The organism is Verrucosispora sp. CNZ293 (genome assembly GCF_002754655.1).
In genome coordinates this window covers 1,835,413-1,853,097 of record NZ_PEFR01000001.1, presented here as the reverse complement: position 1 = coordinate 1,853,097, position 17,685 = coordinate 1,835,413, and the positions used below count along the sequence as shown (strand labels likewise).

Annotated in this window: 16 protein-coding genes; 10 read left to right on the top strand and 6 right to left on the bottom strand. The window is 70.0% G+C overall.

The features are described 5' to 3' along the window. The first annotated feature begins 84 nt into the window (after positions 1-84). The 5 genes from CLT74_RS08490 (at position 85) to CLT74_RS08470 (ending at position 4,636) form a co-directional block, all read left to right on the top strand. Positions 85-873, top strand: coding sequence for a hypothetical protein (locus tag CLT74_RS08490; protein ID WP_143697113.1), 789 nt, complete (start codon positions 85-87; stop codon positions 871-873). A gap of 26 nt (positions 874-899) precedes the next feature. Next, complete coding sequence (locus CLT74_RS08485) at positions 900-1,457, top strand: hypothetical protein (RefSeq protein ID WP_143697112.1); 558 nt, start codon at positions 900-902, stop codon at positions 1,455-1,457. Between the two features lie 238 nt (positions 1,458-1,695). After that, positions 1,696-2,997, top strand: coding sequence for a TrkH family potassium uptake protein (locus CLT74_RS08480; protein ID WP_099846051.1), 1,302 nt, complete (start codon positions 1,696-1,698; stop codon positions 2,995-2,997). Continuing rightward, a complete protein-coding gene (locus CLT74_RS08475; RefSeq protein ID WP_099846050.1) occupies positions 2,990-3,670 on the top strand; it encodes a potassium channel family protein in 681 nt (226 codons plus the stop codon). The genes CLT74_RS08480 and CLT74_RS08475 overlap by 8 nt, the downstream gene beginning before the upstream one ends. Positions 3,671-3,778: 108 nt before the next feature. Then, positions 3,779-4,636, top strand: coding sequence for a DUF4253 domain-containing protein (locus tag CLT74_RS08470; protein ID WP_199172140.1), 858 nt, complete (start codon positions 3,779-3,781; stop codon positions 4,634-4,636). 10 nt (positions 4,637-4,646) lie between these two features. Here CLT74_RS08470 and CLT74_RS08465 read toward each other — a convergent pair whose 3' ends face one another. Both CLT74_RS08465 and CLT74_RS08460 read right to left on the bottom strand, forming a co-directional pair. Continuing rightward, the gene (locus CLT74_RS08465; RefSeq protein WP_099846049.1) at positions 4,647-5,498 is read right to left on the bottom strand and encodes an endonuclease/exonuclease/phosphatase family protein; all 852 of its coding nucleotides are present in this window, start codon (positions 5,496-5,498) and stop codon (positions 4,647-4,649) included. Between the two features lie 129 nt (positions 5,499-5,627). Continuing rightward, the gene (locus CLT74_RS08460; protein WP_099846048.1) at positions 5,628-7,022 is read right to left on the bottom strand and encodes a short-chain fatty acyl-CoA regulator family protein; all 1,395 of its coding nucleotides are present in this window, start codon (positions 7,020-7,022) and stop codon (positions 5,628-5,630) included. 216 nt (positions 7,023-7,238) lie between these two features. On the opposite strand from CLT74_RS08460, the gene aceA reads away from it, so the two are divergent. Continuing rightward, complete coding sequence (aceA, locus tag CLT74_RS08455; RefSeq protein ID WP_099846047.1) at positions 7,239-8,510, top strand: isocitrate lyase; 1,272 nt, start codon at positions 7,239-7,241, stop codon at positions 8,508-8,510. Then, positions 8,507-10,117 carry a malate synthase A gene (aceB, locus tag CLT74_RS08450; RefSeq protein ID WP_099846046.1) on the top strand — a complete coding sequence of 537 codons (1,611 nt, stop codon included), beginning with the start codon at positions 8,507-8,509 and terminating at the stop codon, positions 10,115-10,117. Before aceA ends, aceB begins: the two co-directional genes overlap by 4 nt. 60 nt (positions 10,118-10,177) lie before the next feature. Here aceB and sthA read toward each other — a convergent pair whose 3' ends face one another. The 4 genes from sthA to CLT74_RS08430 all read right to left on the bottom strand — a co-directional run bounded on the left by sthA (position 10,178) and on the right by CLT74_RS08430 (position 14,240). After that, positions 10,178-11,581, bottom strand: a complete 1,404-nt coding sequence (sthA, locus tag CLT74_RS08445) for a Si-specific NAD(P)(+) transhydrogenase (RefSeq protein ID WP_099851586.1) — start codon at positions 11,579-11,581, stop codon at positions 10,178-10,180. Between the two features lie 141 nt (positions 11,582-11,722). Beyond that, positions 11,723-12,688 (bottom strand): nucleotide-binding protein, encoded by a 966-nt coding sequence (locus CLT74_RS08440; protein ID WP_099846045.1) that lies wholly within the window; start codon positions 12,686-12,688, stop codon positions 11,723-11,725. Between the two features lie 21 nt (positions 12,689-12,709). Further along, the gene (locus tag CLT74_RS08435; RefSeq protein WP_099846044.1) at positions 12,710-13,858 is read right to left on the bottom strand and encodes an LLM class flavin-dependent oxidoreductase; all 1,149 of its coding nucleotides are present in this window, start codon (positions 13,856-13,858) and stop codon (positions 12,710-12,712) included. Further along, entirely contained in the window at positions 13,848-14,240 is a 393-nt protein-coding gene (locus CLT74_RS08430) for an SCO5389 family protein (protein ID WP_099846043.1), read from the bottom strand. The genes CLT74_RS08435 and CLT74_RS08430 overlap by 11 nt, the downstream gene beginning before the upstream one ends. A 136-nt stretch (positions 14,241-14,376) precedes the next feature. Between CLT74_RS08430 and CLT74_RS08425 the strand changes: the two genes are divergently transcribed. The 3 genes from CLT74_RS08425 (at position 14,377) to CLT74_RS08415 (ending at position 17,612) form a co-directional block, all read left to right on the top strand. Beyond that, a complete protein-coding gene (locus tag CLT74_RS08425; RefSeq protein WP_099846042.1) occupies positions 14,377-14,739 on the top strand; it encodes a metalloregulator ArsR/SmtB family transcription factor in 363 nt (120 codons plus the stop codon). Beyond that, a complete protein-coding gene (locus CLT74_RS08420; RefSeq protein ID WP_099846041.1) occupies positions 14,736-15,233 on the top strand; it encodes an SRPBCC family protein in 498 nt (165 codons plus the stop codon). The genes CLT74_RS08425 and CLT74_RS08420 overlap by 4 nt, the downstream gene beginning before the upstream one ends. Positions 15,234-15,335: 102 nt before the next feature. Then, positions 15,336-17,612 (top strand): catalase, encoded by a 2,277-nt coding sequence (locus CLT74_RS08415; protein WP_099846040.1) that lies wholly within the window; start codon positions 15,336-15,338, stop codon positions 17,610-17,612. Positions 17,613-17,685 lie beyond the last annotated feature (73 nt).

Below are 17,685 nucleotides of genomic sequence, written 5' to 3'. Positions count from 1 at the left end.
AGCGACATCCACGTTCGATTGGTGTCAGTGTGGAAATTGACATACGTCTTGTAATGGCTGTCGCCCGGTTGAACGATGAACTGCATGAGTGACAAGTCATTTTCACTGGACACCTACGTCGAAAAGACTCTCGACAAGCAGACTGTCGGAGTGCGACTCCGGCTCAACGCGATCGTCACCCAGCTCGACGAGTTCAAGGATCACACCTTCGTCAGCGTCGACGTCAAAGGCACAAACGTCGCGGCTGCCCGCGACGGAAAAATGACACACGACAAGAAGGACAAGCGCGGGTACTTCCTGGAGGGGGTCGACCTCACTCTGCGCCTCGATTCGTCGGATTACTACGTCGGCACCGACTCCCCGCCGACCACCATGAACGCCTCCACCATCACCTCCTCGTCCCAGTTCACCCTGAACCTGAGCGCCGGCACGTTCGGCGACACTCCGACGACGAACGTGGGTGAGAGTCTCACGATCGGCAGTTCCGTAAGCGAGAGCCTTCAGGCATGGCGGGTCGAGAACCTCTCGGACGACACCGTGATCCAGCACCGGTACCGCATGGCCAGCACCGAGGACGGGGCGCGCTACAACCAGCCGAAGGATCTCGTCGACCTCAGCGGAGGCGGTCAGGTGGAGGGGGCGCCGTTGCACCCGGTGCCGCACATCTCGATCGTCAACCTTCCGCTGGTGACCACCGGGATCTTCGTCAGCCGTGGCAAGCAGTCGAAAGACGTGAACCTGGTCGCCGATGTCACCGCCCACCTGGCGTCGGTGGAGAAGACCTTCGAGGTCTTCGCGGTGAAGGTGAAGACGCACACCGAACGTCTGAGTTGGTCCTTCACCTGCCCCGTCGCGATCTCCACCATCGACTGACCGACCTCGAGACAGGAGTGCCGGTCATGCCGGACGAATTCATCATGGGCGTGCCCGAGGAACTTCGCTTCGACGTCATCGAGTTGCTGCCTCCGGAAGCGCTCGCCGGCATCGCGAAGGAACCGTATTCCTACGAGATTCTCCAGGAGTACTTCCAGAAGGCCGACGTCTATTTCGTCGACCGCCCCCGCGATGTGGAGGATCGGAGCTCGGTCGCGGACCTGATCGACGGCCTCCGGAACAACCTCTATTTCCGGGGGCCATCCAACGAGAAGCTGAACAAACTGTTCTACAAGACCCTCATCAGGCTGCCGAACTGGGTGCCACGGGCGGAGCACGGTCAGCGGGGCGACCAGGTGGAGTTCGTCGCCGCGTGCGTCAGTGGCGGAACCCCGCGAACCTCCGACGCGATCAACCGCCGGGAGGCCCTTGAGGAGTTCGCGAAGACCGCCATTCGCCAGGACCTCTTCTCGTACTCCGACACCGGGGAGCGATATCCGGACAAGGACCTGTCGAGGGTCATCGACGCCTGGGCGAGCGGCAAGATCGTGTATCTGTTCAACCCGGAGCAGCCCGGCCAATAGCGGCGCGTCGCCGGGCCGGACTTCCGGGACGGCCCGGCCGTGCGAAGATGCGCCCTGTGGTGATCGCTGCTGACCAGCGGCAACCGGTGGACCGGTTCGTCGGATGGGTCCTCTGCACCTCGGATCCGCCAGCACTGCCGGGTCCCGGTCCCGGCGGAGCGGGCGGTCGGCCGTGCGTCTGGTGACCCGGCGGCCCGCGTGGCAGCGACGAGGTGACCGGTTTCGGCATCCCGCGCAGATGATCGCCGCGGGATTCGCCGGTGCGATCGCGATGGGCACCGGCCTGCTGTCCCTGCCGTGGGCGACCCGGTCGGGCGATCGCACCGAACTGGTGGACGCCCTGTTCACCGCCACCTCAGCGGTCTGCGTCACCGGCCTGGTCACGGTCGACACCGGCAGCTACTGGTCCGGGTTCGGGCAGGTGGTCATCCTGCTGCTCATCCAGATCGGCGGCCTCGGGATCATGACCCTGGCCACGCTGTTCACCGTGCTGTTGTCGCGTCGGCTCGGGCTACGCGCCCGCTTTCTCGCCCAGGCGGAAACCAAGAGCCTCAACCTGGGCGACGTACGCGGCGTGGTCCGCCGCATCGTCGTGTTCAGCCTCGTCAGTGAGGCTGTGGTGGCCACGCTGCTCACCATCCGGTTCGCCACCGCGTACCAGCGCCCGTTCGGCACGGCGCTCTACGAGGGCGTCTTCCACGCGATCTCCGCGTTCAACAACGCCGGCTTCTCCACGCACGCGGACAGTCTGATGGGCTACGTCACGGACCCCTGGATCACTCTGACCATCACGGCGGCGGTCATCCTGGGCGGCCTGGGGTTCCCGGTCGTGTTCGAACTGGTCCGGGGCTGGCGGCGCCCGGCGTACTGGTCGGTGACGACCCGGATAACCGTCGCCCTCACCGTGGCGCTGCTGGCCCTCGGCACCATGGTGTTCACCCTCGCCGAATACTCGAACCCCGGCACGTTCGGCCCGCTCGGCGGTCCGCAGAAGCTGCTCGCCGGGTTCTTCGCCTCGGCGATGACCCGTACCGCCGGTTTCAACAGCGTCGACATCGGGGCGATGCGTCCGGAGAGCCTGCTCGCCAGCGACGTGCTGATGTTCATCGGTGGCGGCAGCGCGGGCACGGCCGGCGGCATCAAGGTCACCACCCTCGGACTGCTCGCCTTCGTGCTGTGGTCCGAGATGCGAGGCGAGACCCAGGTCAACGTCGGCAACCGCCGGATTCCTGCCAGCAACCAGCGCCAGGCCCTCGCGATCGTCCTGCTCAGCGCCGCTGCGGTGGCCGTGGCCACCTTCATTCTCCTGGCCATCACCCCGTACCGGCTCGACGCGGTCCTGTTCGAGGTGGTGTCGGCCTTCGGCACCGTCGGCCTGTCCACAGGCATCACCGCTGACCTGCCGCCGCAGGCCGACGTGCTGCTCGTACTGCTGATGTTCGCCGGCCGGATCGGACCGCTGACCCTGGCCTCCGCGCTGGCGTTGCGCGACCGTAACCGACGCTTCGAACTACCCGAGGAGAGGACCATCGTTGGCTGACATCCGTAACGAGCCGGTCGTCGTGATCGGCCTGGGCCGTTTCGGCAGCGCTCTGGCTCTCGAGCTGGCCAAACGGGGTACCGAGGTGCTTGGCATCGACAACCAGCCGAAGACCGTGCAGAGCATGGTGGGGCAGCTTCCGCACGTGATAACCGCCGACTCGACCGATATCGAGGCGCTGCGGCAGCTCGGCGTGGGTGACTTTCACCGGGCGGTGGTGGCGATCGGCACCGACATCCAGGCCAGCATCCTGACCACCAGCCTGCTCGCCGAACTCGGCATCCCCGACATCTGGGCCAAGGCCATCAGCGGGCAGCATCGCAACATCCTGACCCGCGTCGGCGCCCATCACGTCATCGCGCCCGAGCACGACATGGGCGAGCGCACCGCCCACCTGCTCACCGGCCGCATCCTCGACTACGTGGAGGTGGACGCGGACTTCGCGGTCATCAAGACCAAGCCGCCGGGCGACGTGGTCGGCGTGCCGCTGCGTGAGTCTCGGCTGCGCAGCCGGTGGGGGGTGACCGTGGTGGCGGTGAAGCCGGAGGCGGCCGTGGGCGGGCGACGGCCGGGCTTCACCCACGCGACCCCCGACACCGTCCTGAGCTACGGAGACCTGATCCTGGTCGTCGGCCCGGTCGACAACGTCGAGAGATTCGCCGCTGCGGAGTGAGTGGGCCTGACCTCGACGGCGGTCCGGCTGCTCGGCTGCGTCCACCGCCCGGTGACCGACCGGCCTGTCGCGGAGGATTGTCGGACTTGGCCGCTATCCTCACGCGTCGTGACCGCACAGCTGAACGAGATGCCGCCCGACCTGCTGGAGCTGTTCGTGGACGCCGTTGCGCGCCCCCGGGCGCTGTCCGAGCCACTCCCGCCCGGCCGGACGGTACGCGGCGACGGGGGCGACGCCGACCGGCCCACGCTGTGGCTCAGCGACGACCCGGCCCCGGCCGGCCTCTGGTCGCGGTTGCACGCGGCGCACCCGCAGTCGGGGTTGTGGCCGTTGCTGCTGGACGGCTACGACGGTGCGCCGACGCGTCCCTGGGACGACGGCGAGTTCTGGCCCGACCGGGTGTCGTCGCCCGCCGAGCATGATCCGGAGCGACTGCTGGCCGGCTGGTGGGCCGGCCAGACCGCCCCCTACGACGGCGACGACCAGCTGTCCAACGACCGGCGGGCCGCCGTGACCGCCCCGTACGGGCGGGACTGGCCAGGGCTGGCACCGCCCGGCGAGCCGTGGACGGCGCCGGAGCGGCACGCGGACCACTGGGCCGAGCAGTTGTCACTGGCCCAACCGGCGATGCGCCTCGGCCTGGTCCCCGCCGAGCGGGGCAGCGACGCCCTGGCCGTCCTGGGCTGGCAGGGCGCGGTCAACCACACGAACGACCCGGGGCGGCTGTCGGCCGTGCTGCGGAGCTGGGAGGACCGGTTCGGGGTCCGGGTGATCGGGGTCGGGTTCGCCGAGCTGTATCTGAGCGTCGCCGCGCCCCCGGAGGAGGCCGGCGAGGCGTTGCGGGTGGCCGCCGAGCACTTCGCCTTCTGCCCCGACAACGTGTGGCAGGGGCAGCGGCCGTGCACCCTGGCCGCCTACGCCGAACGGATCGTCGACGCGCCGACCTGGGCGTTCTGGTGGGACTGACCAACGCCCCTCAGTGCGCGGGGTCGCCCTGACCGGGCAGCGTGAGCGTCACCAGGAAGGCCGCGTGGTCGGTGGTCCGTTCCATGCTCACCGACCTGGTGGCGTCGATCCGCAGGTCCGCCGTGGCCATGAACTGCTGCACCCCGCCGTCGTGCCGGTGGCGGTAGTCCGCCGGCACGCAGGACCGCACGTCCGGCGTGCCACCGTGGCGCAGGTTGAGGTCGCCGCTGACCACCGTGGGGCGGTAGCGACCGTCGGCGTGCAGCTGCGGAATCGCCGTGCCGACCAGGTGTGAGCACTGGGCGAGTGCCAGCGTGGAGCTGGTGTACGCCAGGTGCGTGGTGCAGGCGAGGAAGAGGGTGCTGGCTTCGACGCAGAGCCAGGCCCGCTGCTCGGGGTCGGCCGGGTCCTGGGCCGGGTAGATCCCGGCGTGCACCTCGTGGTCGTCGGCGGGGGCCGGGATGTGCGTCAGCACCCCGACGCCGTACTGCTGGCCGTTGACGCAGCGGTACGGTTCGCCGGTACGACCGTTGCGCGCGGGTTGGAAGGCGGCCGCCACCGTGCCGTCGTGCACATCGGTCATCGCCCGCTCCAGCATGTCCACGTCGCCGGAGCAGGTCTCGTTGAGGGTGACGATGTCGGGGGCCTCGGCCCGGATCACCTCGGCGGCCCGGGCCACCGAGCGGCCCGTGTAGCAGCCGGTGGCCATGCCGCTGTTGCACAGGTTCAGCTGGAGCACCCGCAGCGCTGCGGGTGCTGCCGGTTCGACGACCGAGCAGCCGGCGAGCGACGCGGCGACCGAGACCAGAGCGACGGCGGCGGCCAGCAGTGGCCGGGGAACGCGGATCGGACGAGAAACCATGCACCAGCCCTGGGCTCCTGGAGGGGCTGAAAGTGTATCCGTACCGGCGTGGCCCGCCGCCAGGTTCGTCACGGTGGGCGATCGGGACCGCCGGCTGGGTGACGGCGGCGGCGGGCGGCGGGACCGAGGTCAGGTCCGCAGCGGGTACGGGATGAAGGTGCTGCGGTTCTCGTCCACGTCCAGCTGCCGGCTGATCGGCGGGGCGGCCCGCTGTGGGCAGGTCATCCGCTCGCAGGTCTTGCAGCCGGGCCCGATCGGGGTCGCCGCCTCGGCCGCGTGCAGGTCCATCCCGGTGGAGTAGACCAGCCGGCTGGCGTGCCGCACCTCGCAGCCCAGCCCGATTGCGTACACCTTGCCGGGTTGGCCGTAGCCGCCGTGGTGCCGGGTGATGGTGCGGGCGATCCACAGGTAGCGCTGCCCGTCCGGCATGGCGGCGACCTGGGTCACCACCCGCCCCGGCGCCCCGAAAGCCTCGTACACCGTCCACAGCGGACAGGTGCCGCCGGTGCGGGAGAACGGGAAGCCGGTGGCCGACTGGCGCTTCGACATGTTGCCGGCCCGGTCGACCCGGACGAAGGAGAACGGCACCCCCCGCGCCCGGGGCCGCTGCAACGTGCTGAGCCGATGACAGACCGTCTCCCAGCCCATCGCGTAGTGCTGGGTGAGCAGGTCGATGTCGTAACGGCGTTGCTCGGCGGCGGCCAGGAAGTGTTCGTACGGCAGGATTAGCGCCGCCGCGAAGTAGTTGGCCAGGCCGACCCGGGTGAGGATCTGGGTCTGCGCGTCGTCGAACTCCTCCGACTCGACGATCTCGTCGATGACGTCGGCGAACTCCAGCAGCGCGATCTGGGCCGCCATCCGCATCGCCTCCTGCCCGGCGCGCAGCGACGTGGACAGGTGCAGGGTGCGGGTCTGCGGGCGGTACCGGTGCAGCTCACCACCGAGTGCGGCGGCCTCCTCGCGGGTGACGTGGACGCCGTGCCGCTGCGCCAGCCGGTCGCGCAGCAGGGCACGGACCTCGCCGCGGCGCAGCCCCATCCGGGCGGCCAGCCGCTCGGCCTCCTCGTCGAGGTCCGGTACGTAGTTCTGCCGCCGGTAGAAGAACTCGGTGACCTGGTCGTGCGGGCTGCGACCGATCCGCTCCCGGTCACCGACCAGTTCGGCGAGCTGCTCGTCGGCCTGCTGGTAGCGCCGGTGCAGCTCGATGACCGCCGCGGCGACCTCCGGCAGCCGGGTGGCCAGTTCGGTGAGTTCGGTAAGCCCGGCGCGTCCGGGCAGCGCCTCGCGCAGTCCGGCGACCAGCCGCGGGGTGTCGTGCGCGGCGAACACTGTCGGGTCGACGCCGAACAGCTCGGTGATGCGCAGCAACACCGGGACGGTAAGTGGCCGGGTGTCGTGCTCGATCTGGTTCAGATAGCTCGGGGAAATGCTGAGATGCCGGGCCAGCTCCGTCTGGCTGAGCCCACGCTCCTCGCGCATCCGGCGCAGCCGGGCCCCGGCGAAGGTCCTGGCGACGGCCCTCACCTCCCTGGTCCGACGTTCTGATCCGGCCACATTAGCACTGCTGCGAATAGGCGCTTTCACAACTTTGCAAAATCGCGTGCCGACTTTTCAATAATTGGCTTTTTCCGTCTCTCGACCTCCTTCGTCGTGCCGTGTGACCGTGGCTGCACACCCGGCGGCCCGGCGTCTCGCGCAGCGTCACCAGGTGACGACGGAATTCGAAGGGAATGAGCGACGATGGTTACCGCGGTCGAGCAGTTGCAGCACGAATGGGACACCAACCCCCGCTGGCGGGGTGTGCGGCGCAGCTACCGCGCCGAGGACGTGGTTCGGTTGCGTGGCGCGATCCAGGAGGAACACACCCTGGCCCGGCACGGCGCGAACCGGCTGTGGCGGCTGCTGAACAGTGAGGACTACATCCACGCCCTCGGTGCCCTCACCGGCAACCAGGCCGTGCAGATGGTCCGGGCCGGACTCAAGGCGATCTACCTCTCCGGCTGGCAGGTGGCCGCCGACGCGAACCTGGCCGGGCACACCTACCCCGACCAGAGCCTCTATCCGGCCAACTCGGTGCCCGCGGTGGTGCGTCGGATCAACAACGCACTGCTGCGCGCCGCGCAGATCACCACCGCCGAGGGCGACACCTCCGGCATCGACTGGCTGGCGCCGATCGTCGCCGACGCCGAGGCCGGCTTCGGCGGCGTGCTCAACGCGTACGAGCTGATGAACGCGATGATCGCGGCCGGTGCCGCCGGGGTGCACTGGGAGGACCAGCTCGCCAGCGAGAAGAAGTGCGGTCACCTCGGTGGGAAGGTGCTCATCCCCACCGGCCAGCACATCCGCACCCTGGAGGCGGCGCGGCTGGCCGCCGACGTGGCGGGCGTGCCGTCGGTGGTCATCGCCCGCACCGACGCGCAGGCCGCCACGCTGCTCACCACCGACGTCGACGAGCGGGACCAGCCGTTCGTCACCGGCGAGCGTACCGCCGAGGGCTTCTACCGAGTCCGCAACGGCGTCGAGCCGTGCATCGCCCGTGGCCTGGCGTACGCCCCGCACGCCGACCTGCTCTGGATGGAGACCAGCACGCCGGACCTGGAGGTCGCCCGGCGCTTCGCCGAGGCGATCAAGGACGAGTACCCGGACCAGTTGCTGGCCTACAACTGCTCGCCGTCGTTCAACTGGCGGAAGCACCTCGACGACGCGACGATCGCCAAGTTCCAGCGGGAACTCGGCCACATGGGGTACAAGTTCCAGTTCATCACCCTGGCCGGCTTCCACGCCCTCAACTACTCGATGTTCGACCTGGCCCGGGGCTACGCGGCCGACGGCATGTCGGCGTACGTGTCGCTCCAGGAGCGCGAGTTCGCCGCCGAGCCGGCCGGCTACACCGCGGTCAAGCACCAGCGCGAGGTGGGCACCGGCTACTTCGACCTGATCAGCACGGTGCTCAACCCGGCCGCCGAGACCACCGCGCTGCGCGGCTCCACGGAAGAGGAGCAGTTCGCATGAGACACGAGATCATCGGCCCGATGGCCGAACGCTTCGACGAGGTTCTCACGCCCGAGGCACTGGCGTTCCTGGTCGCGCTGGACAGCGAGTTCGCCGCCCGTCGGGTGGCCCTGCTGGACACCCGCCGGGCCCGCCGCGACCGCTACGCCACCGGCCAGCTGCCCGACTTCCTGCCGGAGACCGCGGCGGTCCGCGACGACCCGACCTGGCAGGTGGCCGCGCCCGCACCGGGCCTGGAGGACCGGCGGGTCGAGATCACCGGACCGCCGGACCGCAAGATGACGATCAACGCGTTGAACTCCGGCGCCAAGGTGTGGCTCGCCGACTTCGAGGACGCCACCGCGCCGACCTGGCAGAACGTCATCGGTGGCCAGCTCAACCTGATCGACGCCCTGGACCGCCGGATCGACTTCACCGACGCCCGAGGCAAGCGGTACGCGCTCGGCGACGACCTGGCCACGATCGTGGTCCGGCCGCGCGGCTGGCACCTGGTGGAGAAGGGGATCGTGGTGGACGGGCGGCCGATCTCGGCAAGTCTCGTCGACTTCGGGCTGTACCTGTTCCACTGCGCCCGGCGGCAGCTCGACGCCGGCAAGGGGCCGTACTTCTACCTGCCGAAACTGGAGGGCCACCGCGAGGCGCGGTTGTGGAACGACATCTTCGTCTTCGCCCAGCGATACCTCGGCCTGCCGCAGGGCACCATCCGGGCCACCACACTGATCGAGACGATCACCGCCGCGTTCGAGATGGAGGAGATCCTCTACGAGCTGCGCGAGCACTCGGCGGGGCTGAACGCCGGCCGGTGGGACTACATCTTCAGCATCATCAAGAACTTCGGTCAGTGGCCGGACTTCGTCCTGCCGGATCGTGCCGAGGTGACGATGACCGTGCCGTTCATGCGGGCGTACACCGAGCTGCTGGTGCGGACCTGCCACCGGCGCGGGGCGCACGCGATCGGCGGGATGGCCGCCTTCGTCCCGGCGCGTGATCCGCAGGTCAACGAGGTGGCGTTGAGCAAGGTGCGGGCGGACAAGCAGCGCGAGGCCGGCGACGGCTTCGACGGCTCCTGGGTCGCCCACCCCGGCCTGGTGGCGACCTGCCGGGAGGTCTTCGACGCGGTGCTGGGCGAGCGGCCGAACCAGCTCGACCGACGCCGCGACGAGGTGACGGTCACCGCCGCCGAGCTGCTCTCGGTGGACAAGACCCCGGGCCAGGTCACCGAGGCGGGGGTGCGGGCCAACGTGGCGGTGGCGCTGCGCTACATCGACGCCTGGCTCGGCGGTACGGGCGCGGTGGCGCTGTGGAACCTGATGGAGGACGCCGCCACCGCCGAGATCGCCCGCTGCCAGTTGTGGCAGTGGCTGCACCACGGCACACCGCTGGCCGGCGGGGGATCGGTGACCGAGGAACTGGTCCGCTCGATGCTCGCCGAGGAACTGGCGGCGGTGACCGAGGGGCGCGGGGAGCCCGAGCGGGAACGCGCCGAGCAGGCCGCCCGGATCGTCGAGGAGACCGCGCTCGGCGAGGACCTGCCGTCGTTCTTCACCACCAGCGCGTACGCCCGGCACCTCGGGCCCACGCAGGAACTCGCGCTGGCCGCCGGCTGAGCCGGCGACAGCGCGGGATGGCGCCGGTCGGGTTTGGGCCGACCGGCGCCGCCGCGTCCGTCAGCCGTCAATCCGGGTGATGTTGCGGATCTTGTTGGACGCGTCGAGCGCGGCCACCTTGTACGCCTCGGCCAGCGTCGGATAGTTGAACACCGTGTCGACCAGGTAGTCCACCGTGCCGCCACAGCCCATCACCGTCTGCCCGATGTGGACGATCTCGGTGGCGCCGGTTCCGAAGACGTGCACGCCGAGCAGCCGGCCGTCCGCCGGGGAGACGAGCAGCTTCAACATCCCGTACGAGTCGCCCACGATCTGGCCGCGGGCCAGCTCGCGGTAACGGGCGATGCCCACCTCGAACGGTGTCGCGCTGTCGGTCAGTTCCTCCTCGGTCTTCCCGACGAAACTGATCTCCGGGATCGTGTAGATGCCGATCGGCTGCAACGCGTGCATCGGGCGGTCCGGCTCACCGCAGGCGTGCTGCGCGGCCAGTCGTCCCTGCTCCATCGAGGTCGAGGCCAGCGCCGGGAAACCGATGACGTCGCCGACGGCGTAGATGTTCTCCACGGCGGTCCGGTAGTTCGCGTCGACCTCGATGCGCCCACGCCGGTCGGCGGTCAGCCCGGCCGCGGCCAGGTCCAGCCCGTCGGTCTGGCCCTGCCGGCCGGCCGAGTACATGACGGTGTCCGCGACGATCTTTTTGCCGCTCTTGAGGACGCACAACGCGGCGGTCTGGTGCTTCTCGACGGAGGCCACCTCCTCGCCGAAGCGGAACGTCACGGACAGATCCCGCAGGTGGTACTTCAGCGATTCGACGACCTCCTCGTCGCAGAAGTCGAGCATCCGCTCCCGGCGCTCGACCACCGTGACCTTCGTGCCGAGCGCGGCGAACATCGAGGCGTACTCCATGCCGATCACGCCCGCGCCGACCACGACCATGCTTCGGGGTACGGCCTGGAGGTTGATGACGCCGTCGGAGTCCACGATCGTACGGTCGTCGAAGTCGACACTGTCCGGTCGGGCCGGCCGGGTGCCGGCGGCGATGATGGCCTTGTCAAAGGTGACCCTGGACTCGCGCCCGGAGTCACCGTCCACCCAGACCGAATGAGCGTCGGCGAACCGCCCGGTGCCGGTGATCACCGCGATCCGGTTGCGGGCCAGCTGGTTGCGGATGACGTCTGTCTGCCGGTTGATGACGTGCTGGGTCCGGGCGGCCAGATCGCTCACCGTGATGTCGTCCTTGACCCGGTAGCTGCTGCCGTAGAGGTCCCGCTGGCTCAGGCCGGTCAGATAGAGCACCGCCTCGCGGAGGGTCTTCGACGGCACGGTGCCGGTGTTGATGCACACCCCGCCGAGCATGTCGCGTCGCTCCACCAGGCCGACCCGCCGGCCCAGCTTGGCGGCGGCGATGGCGGCCTTCTGACCGCTGGGCCCGGAGCCCAGCACCAACAGGTCGTAGTCATACACGATCACCAGCGTCGCAAGATGTCGCGGCCAGCGCCAGACCTGTCGCGTACGCGGCAGGTGACGTTAACCAGGTTGGAACAAACGCGATGACCGCTGCCGGGCGCGGGCCACGCGGCCCGGCAGCGGTGTGTCGGCCACGGCTCAGCTACCCGGCACGGCCTCGGCCAGCGCGGCCGGTCCCATCAGGAAGTCCGGGTCGATCTGCGTGGTGAGGTCGACTCCGGCGCGCTCGTTGGCCCAGGCCTCGGCGTTGCGTCTGTGGAACTCGTGGGCCCACCTGGTGAACGCCGCCCAGTCCTGGCCGGTGCCGTCGACGGCGTCGGCCAACAGGCCCAGGACGGCCCGGTTGGCATCCTCGAGCTCGTGCAACGGGCCGACCGTGCCGCGTTCGGCGCGGCGCACGTACGCCGACCGGCTCATCCAGGTGAGCAGGTCCGCCCCGACATGCTCGCGGAGGAACTCCACGTCGGCGGCGTCCTCGACCTTGTTGCCGATCACCGACAGGGCCACGCCGTAGTCGCGGGCATAGCCGGCGTACTGGCGGTAGACGCTGACGCTGCGCACCGTCGGTTCGCAGACCAGGAAGGTACGGTCGAAGCGGGTGAACAGCCCCGAGGCGAACGAGTCGGCACCTGCGGTCATGTCCACCACGACGTACTCACCGGGCCCGTCGAGCAGGTGGTTCAGCAGCAGCTCCACCGCGCCGACCTTGGAGTGGTAGCAGGCCACGCCGAGATCCTCGGCGCTGAACTCGCCGGTCGCCGCCAGCCGCACGCCGCCGACGGTGGCGACGCACTCCGCGTAGATCGGGTTCTCCTCCACCACGCGCAGCAGCCGGGAGCCCCGTCCGGGCGGGGTGGTCTTCACCATCTGCGCGGCCGAACCGATGCGCGGGTTGTCGCCGCGCAGATATTCCTTGATCGCTGGCAGGTGCTCACTCAACGGCCGCATGGTGGCGGCCGGTCCGCCGAGGGCCACCGCGAGATGCTGGTTGATGTCGGCGTCGACGGCCAGCACCGGGCGGCCCTCGGCGGTGAGGTGGCGGGCGTGGAGCGCGGCGAGGGTGGTCTTGCCACTGCCACCCTTTCCGACGAAGGCGACCTTCATCGGCAACCCTCCAGCCAGATGCTAACGGTAACCGTTTCCATGAACCGCATCGTATCGGGTGGCTCCGGCTGACGGCGCCGAACCCGCCGCCTGACCCGACGATGTCGGTGCCGGCCGCCGCCGTTCGTCCTGCGGAGCAAGGTCGAGCACCTCCGTGGCCAACCGGCGGATGTTGGCCAGGCCGGTCTCGGGCCCGCCGCCGGCCTCCACCATGAACAGCAGATGGCGTACGCCGGGCAGCGCCGCCGCCCGGGTCACCGCCGATCGGCAACGGTCCGGTGCCCCCACCGGATGGATGTCGACAAGCCGCCTGACGTATTCGGCCGGATCCCGTTGCCCGGCCGGGGCGCCGTCCAGCCGCACGTACTCCCGGGTGCCGGCCAGCAGCGGGGGGAGTCCGGTGCCCACCGTCCGCGCCGCCTCCTCGTCGGTCGGGCCCACCTGGGCGAGATGGGCGCTGGCGTGACCGATGCCGGCGACATCGTGTCCGTGGGCCTCGGCTGCCCGCGCATAGCGGTCGAGCAACTCCGCCTTCTCGGCCAGATCGGCGTGCAGGCCGAGCAGCAACGGCAGGCCGTGCCGGGCGGCGAGATCGACAGTGCCGGTCGAGGTGGCCGCGACCCAGACGGGTAGCCGGCTGCGCGGTCGCGGCACCACCGGGACCGCGCGGAACGGAAAGCGATGGTTCCCGGCCACCGTCCGCTGCCCGGACAGCCACCGGGTCAACAGCTCCAACGAGTCGTGGAACCCGTGCGCGAACCGCTCCGGCCCGGTGCCGAAGACCTCCAGGTCCACCCAGGGGCCGCCCCGACCGACGCCGAGCCGGAAGCGTCCACCGGACAGCTCGTGCAGCAGCGCCGCCTCCTCGCCCAGTGCCACCGGGTGCCGGTTGGACAGGATGCAGGCGGCGGTGCCCACCTCGATCCGGTGGGTCGCCCCGAGCAGGTGGGCGGCGAAGGTGATCGCGGACGGGCACACCCCGTAGGAGATGAAGTGGTGCTCGGCGATCCACACCCCGGCGAACCCGGCGGCCTCGGCCGCCCGTCCGTAGCGGTGGGCGGTCGCCAGCGCCTCGGCGTGGGTGTCGCCGGGGCGCTGCCCGGCGAGCAGGAACAGGTGCGCCCGTACGCCCTGACCGGCCCGCCGGGTCTCGCTCGAATCAGCAGTCACGCAGCTCGGGAGACTGGTTGAGCAACTGGCCGCGGACCGAGATGAACCGGTGGTAGGTGTCGGAGTCGACGGCGGACGGTCGGAACGCCGCGATCCGGTGGCAGTTCTGGAAGGCGAGCTTGACGCCGAAGTGACGCTCCAGGCTGGACCGGATGGCGTCACTGGCCAGCGCGCGCAAGAGTTGGCCCCGCTCCGCTTCGGTGGGTGGGGGCACCTGGTTGTCGGCGAAGTCGGCGTCGGAGGACGCCAGCTCGGACGCTACCCGGCTGACGGTCTGCCAGGCGTACGGCAGTGACTCGCGGACGCAGGCCACGAAATCCTCGTCGTCGACGGGGCCGGATTCGGCGGCCCGCAGCAGGCTCGGCGGCACGGTGAGAGACATGCTCCTCCTCGACTAACGATCACGGTTGTCATTACCGCTACTATGGGAGCACATCACGTCACTGTCGGCGGTGTCAATGTTCCCCACCGCGTCGGCCTGGCGGGCAAACGCGTAACCCATAAGTTACGCTTTAGCCGTGGACGAGGTAGCCGCCGCGATCGCGGACCCGGTCCGGCGGCGCATCCTCGAACTGCTGCGCGAGCGTCGGCTGCCAGCCGGGCGGATCGCCGAGGAGTTCGAGATCAGCCGCCCGGCGATCAGCCGGCACCTGCGCGTACTGCGCGACAGCGGCCTGGTCCGCGACACCGTCGTCGGCCGCCAGCGGTTCTACGAGCTGGATCCGACCCGGCTCACCGACCTGGTCCGGTGGCTGACCCAGTTCACCCGGACCGACCTCTGGGAACGTCGCTTCGACGCCCTGGAGACCGAGGTCTACCGTGCCCGCCGCGACCGCCGTACCGGCGACTCGCCATCCGCCCCACAGGAGCGCACCGCATGACCCGCATCCCGACCGGACGACTCTTCGACGCCGAGAACGGCGTCGACCTGGTCCTCACCCGTACCTTCCCCGCCCCCATCGACGATGTGTGGGCCAGCCTCACCGAGCCGGAACGCACCGCCCGATGGTTCGGCCCCTGGGAGGGCGACGCCGCGCCCGGCCGGACCATCCGGGTGCAGATGGCCATGGAGGAGGACGCGCCCTGGTCCGACCTGCGGATCGACGCGTGTGAGCCACCCCGCCGGCTGGCCGTGTCGATGCGCGACGAGTACGGCCACTGGGTGCTGGAACTGCTGCTGACCTCCGACGGTGAGCGGACCGAGCTGCGTTTCGTCCACCACCTCGACGACACCGAGGGCATCGGTGGGGTCGGACCGGGCTGGGAGTGGTACCTCGACTGCCTGGTGGCCTCCCGGGAGGGCGTGGCGATGCCGACGTTCGACGACTACCACCCGCCGATGCAGGCGTACTACGAGCAGCTGCGGCCAGAGTGATCGAAGATACCCACATCCGCGCCATTCGCGTCGTTTTGCTGGGTTCACCCAGGGTACCGCCCTGACATCTGGCTCTCGTGTCCCCAGGAGGTACCCGTCGCAATGAATGCTCGCAACCCCGCCAAGGCGGTCAGAGATGTCGTGGAGGCCGCAACCGAGAAGGTGACCGAGGCCCTCACCTCGCAGGTGCCCGGTGCGCCGGGCAGCGCCCCGCCGACGGTCGACGAGCCGACGACGCCGCACGAACCGCTGCCGCCCAAACCCGAGCAGGGCGCGCCGCAGACCCGTACGCCGACCGGTGCCGAGACCGGCGCGCCGGCAACCGCGAACGGTCAGCAGGGCGCCTTCCTTACCACCGCGCAGGGCGCGCGGCTGCGGGACACCGACCACTCCCTCAAGGCCGGCCCGCGCGGGCCGGTGCTGCTCCAGGACCACCACCTGCGGGAGAAGATCACCCACTTCGACCACGAACGCATCCCCGAGCGGGTGGTGCACGCCCGTGGCGCGGGCGCGCACGGCGAGTTCACCGCGTACGGCACGGCCGAGGCCGTCACCCGGGCGGGCTTCCTGAAGAAGGGGCGGACCACGGAGGTCTTCGTCCGCTTCTCCACGGTCCTCGGTTCACGCGGCTCGGCCGACACCGTCCGCGACACCCGGGGCTTCGCCACGAAGTTCTACACCGACGAGGGCACCTTCGACCTTGTCGGCAACAACATGCCTGTCTTCTTCATCCAGGACGCCATCAAGTTCCCCGACATCATCCACGCCGGCAAGCCGCACCCCGATCGGGAGATCCCGCAGGCGCAGAGCGCGCACGACACGTTCTGGGACTTCGTCTCGCTGCACACCGAGGCGCAGCACCACACCATGTGGAACATGTCCGACCGGGGCATCCCGCGCTCCTACCGGACGATGGAGGGCTTCGGGGTGCACACCTTCCGGCTGGTCAACGCCGCCGGTGAGACGGTGCTGGCCAAGTTCCACTGGAAGCCGAAGCTGGGCGTGCACTCGCTGGTCTGGGAGGAGGCCCAGCTGCTCGGCGGCCTGGACCCGGACTTCCACAGGCGTGACCTCTACGACGCCATCGAGGCCGGCGCGTTCCCCGAGTGGGAACTCGGCCTCCAGATCTTCCCCGACACACCCGAGGAGACCTTCGCCGGCATCGACCTGCTCGATCCGACGAAGATCGTGCCGGAGGAACTCGCGCCGGTGCAGCCGGTCGGCAAGCTGACGCTGAACCGTACGCCGACGAACTTCTTCGCCGAGACCGAGCAGGTCGCCTTCCACCTGGGACACCTGCCGCCGGGCATCGACGTCACGAACGACCCGCTGCTTCAGGGCCGGCTCTTCTCGTACCTCGACACGCAGCTGACCCGCCTGGGCGGGCCGAACTTCGCGCAGATCCCGATCAACCGGCCGCACGCCCCGGTCAACGACATGCTCCGCGACGGCTTCCACCAGCACGCCGTGCACGCCGGTGTGGCCCCGTACCGGCCGAACTCCCTCGACGGTGGCAACCCGTTCCCGGCCGGCGACGACGACCACCCGTTCGTCGACGTGCCGGTGCAGGTCGCCCAGGCCCCCAAGGTACGGGCCAACCCCGCCTCGTTCGACGACCACTTCAGCCAGGTCCGCCTGTTCTGGCTCAGCATGTCCCCCGTCGAGCGGGAACACATCATCCGGGCGTACACCTTCGAGCTGGGCAAGTGCTACCACCAGGCGATCAAGGAACGTCAGCTCCAGTGCCTGGCCAACATCGACCCGGTGCTCTGCGCCCAGGTAGCCACCGGCCTCGGTCTGCCCGCGCCGGAGCCGACGGTGCCGTTGGCCGATGTCGAGCCCAGCCCCGCGCTGTCGCAGGTGGGCCGGCAGTGGCCGGCCGACGGCCGGATGGTCGGCATCGTCGTCGACCCCGAGGCCGACCTGGACAGCGTCCGGGCGGTCCGCGAGGCGGTCTTCGCCGCCGACATGGTGCCGCTGCTCATCGCGCCGCACGGCGGAACGATAGGCGACCTGCCCGCCCAGCGGAGCTTCGCCACCGGCCGCTCGGTCGAACTCGACGCGCTCCTGCTCGCCACGGCGCCTGCACCGGCGCCCGACGCGTTGCCGGCCCGCGACGCCAAGGCGGGCGCGGCCGGCTCGGCCACCGTCGACCCCCGGGTGCTGCTGATGGTGGAGGAGTGCTGGCGGCACGCCAAGGCCATCGGCGCGTGGGGGACCGGCGTCACTGTGCTTGAGCAGGCCGGCGTCGCCGGCACACCCGGCGTGGTCACCGCCGACTCCGCAAGCGAGGTCCTGACCGCCGTCCAGCAACTGATGGCCGACCACCGCGTCTGGCAACGGTTCCCACCTCCGTCGCCTGACCACCCCACGCCGTAAAGATCTTGGTCCGTGGGTGCCCCTGAGAGGGCGCTCACGGACCAAGATTTCCAGGTCAACCTCCGGTCGGGCC

Excerpts from the sequence above, each read along its gene's own strand:
- CLT74_RS08490 (WP_143697113.1), top strand. The coding sequence starts at position 85 with ATGAGTGACAAGTCATTTTCACTGGACACCTACGTCGAAAAGACTCTC.
- CLT74_RS08485 (WP_143697112.1), top strand. The coding sequence starts at position 900 with ATGCCGGACGAATTCATCATGGGCGTGCCCGAGGAACTTCGCTTCGAC.
- CLT74_RS08480 (WP_099846051.1), top strand. The coding sequence starts at position 1,696 with ATGATCGCCGCGGGATTCGCCGGTGCGATCGCGATGGGCACCGGCCTG.
- CLT74_RS08465 (WP_099846049.1), bottom strand. The coding sequence starts at position 5,498 with ATGGTTTCTCGTCCGATCCGCGTTCCCCGGCCACTGCTGGCCGCCGCC.
- aceA (WP_099846047.1), top strand. The coding sequence starts at position 7,239 with ATGGTTACCGCGGTCGAGCAGTTGCAGCACGAATGGGACACCAACCCC.
- aceB (WP_099846046.1), top strand. The coding sequence starts at position 8,507 with ATGAGACACGAGATCATCGGCCCGATGGCCGAACGCTTCGACGAGGTT.
- CLT74_RS08440 (WP_099846045.1), bottom strand. The coding sequence starts at position 12,688 with ATGAAGGTCGCCTTCGTCGGAAAGGGTGGCAGTGGCAAGACCACCCTC.
- CLT74_RS08430 (WP_099846043.1), bottom strand. The coding sequence starts at position 14,240 with ATGTCTCTCACCGTGCCGCCGAGCCTGCTGCGGGCCGCCGAATCCGGC.
- CLT74_RS08420 (WP_099846041.1), top strand. The coding sequence starts at position 14,736 with ATGACCCGCATCCCGACCGGACGACTCTTCGACGCCGAGAACGGCGTC.
- CLT74_RS08415 (WP_099846040.1), top strand. The coding sequence starts at position 15,336 with ATGAATGCTCGCAACCCCGCCAAGGCGGTCAGAGATGTCGTGGAGGCC.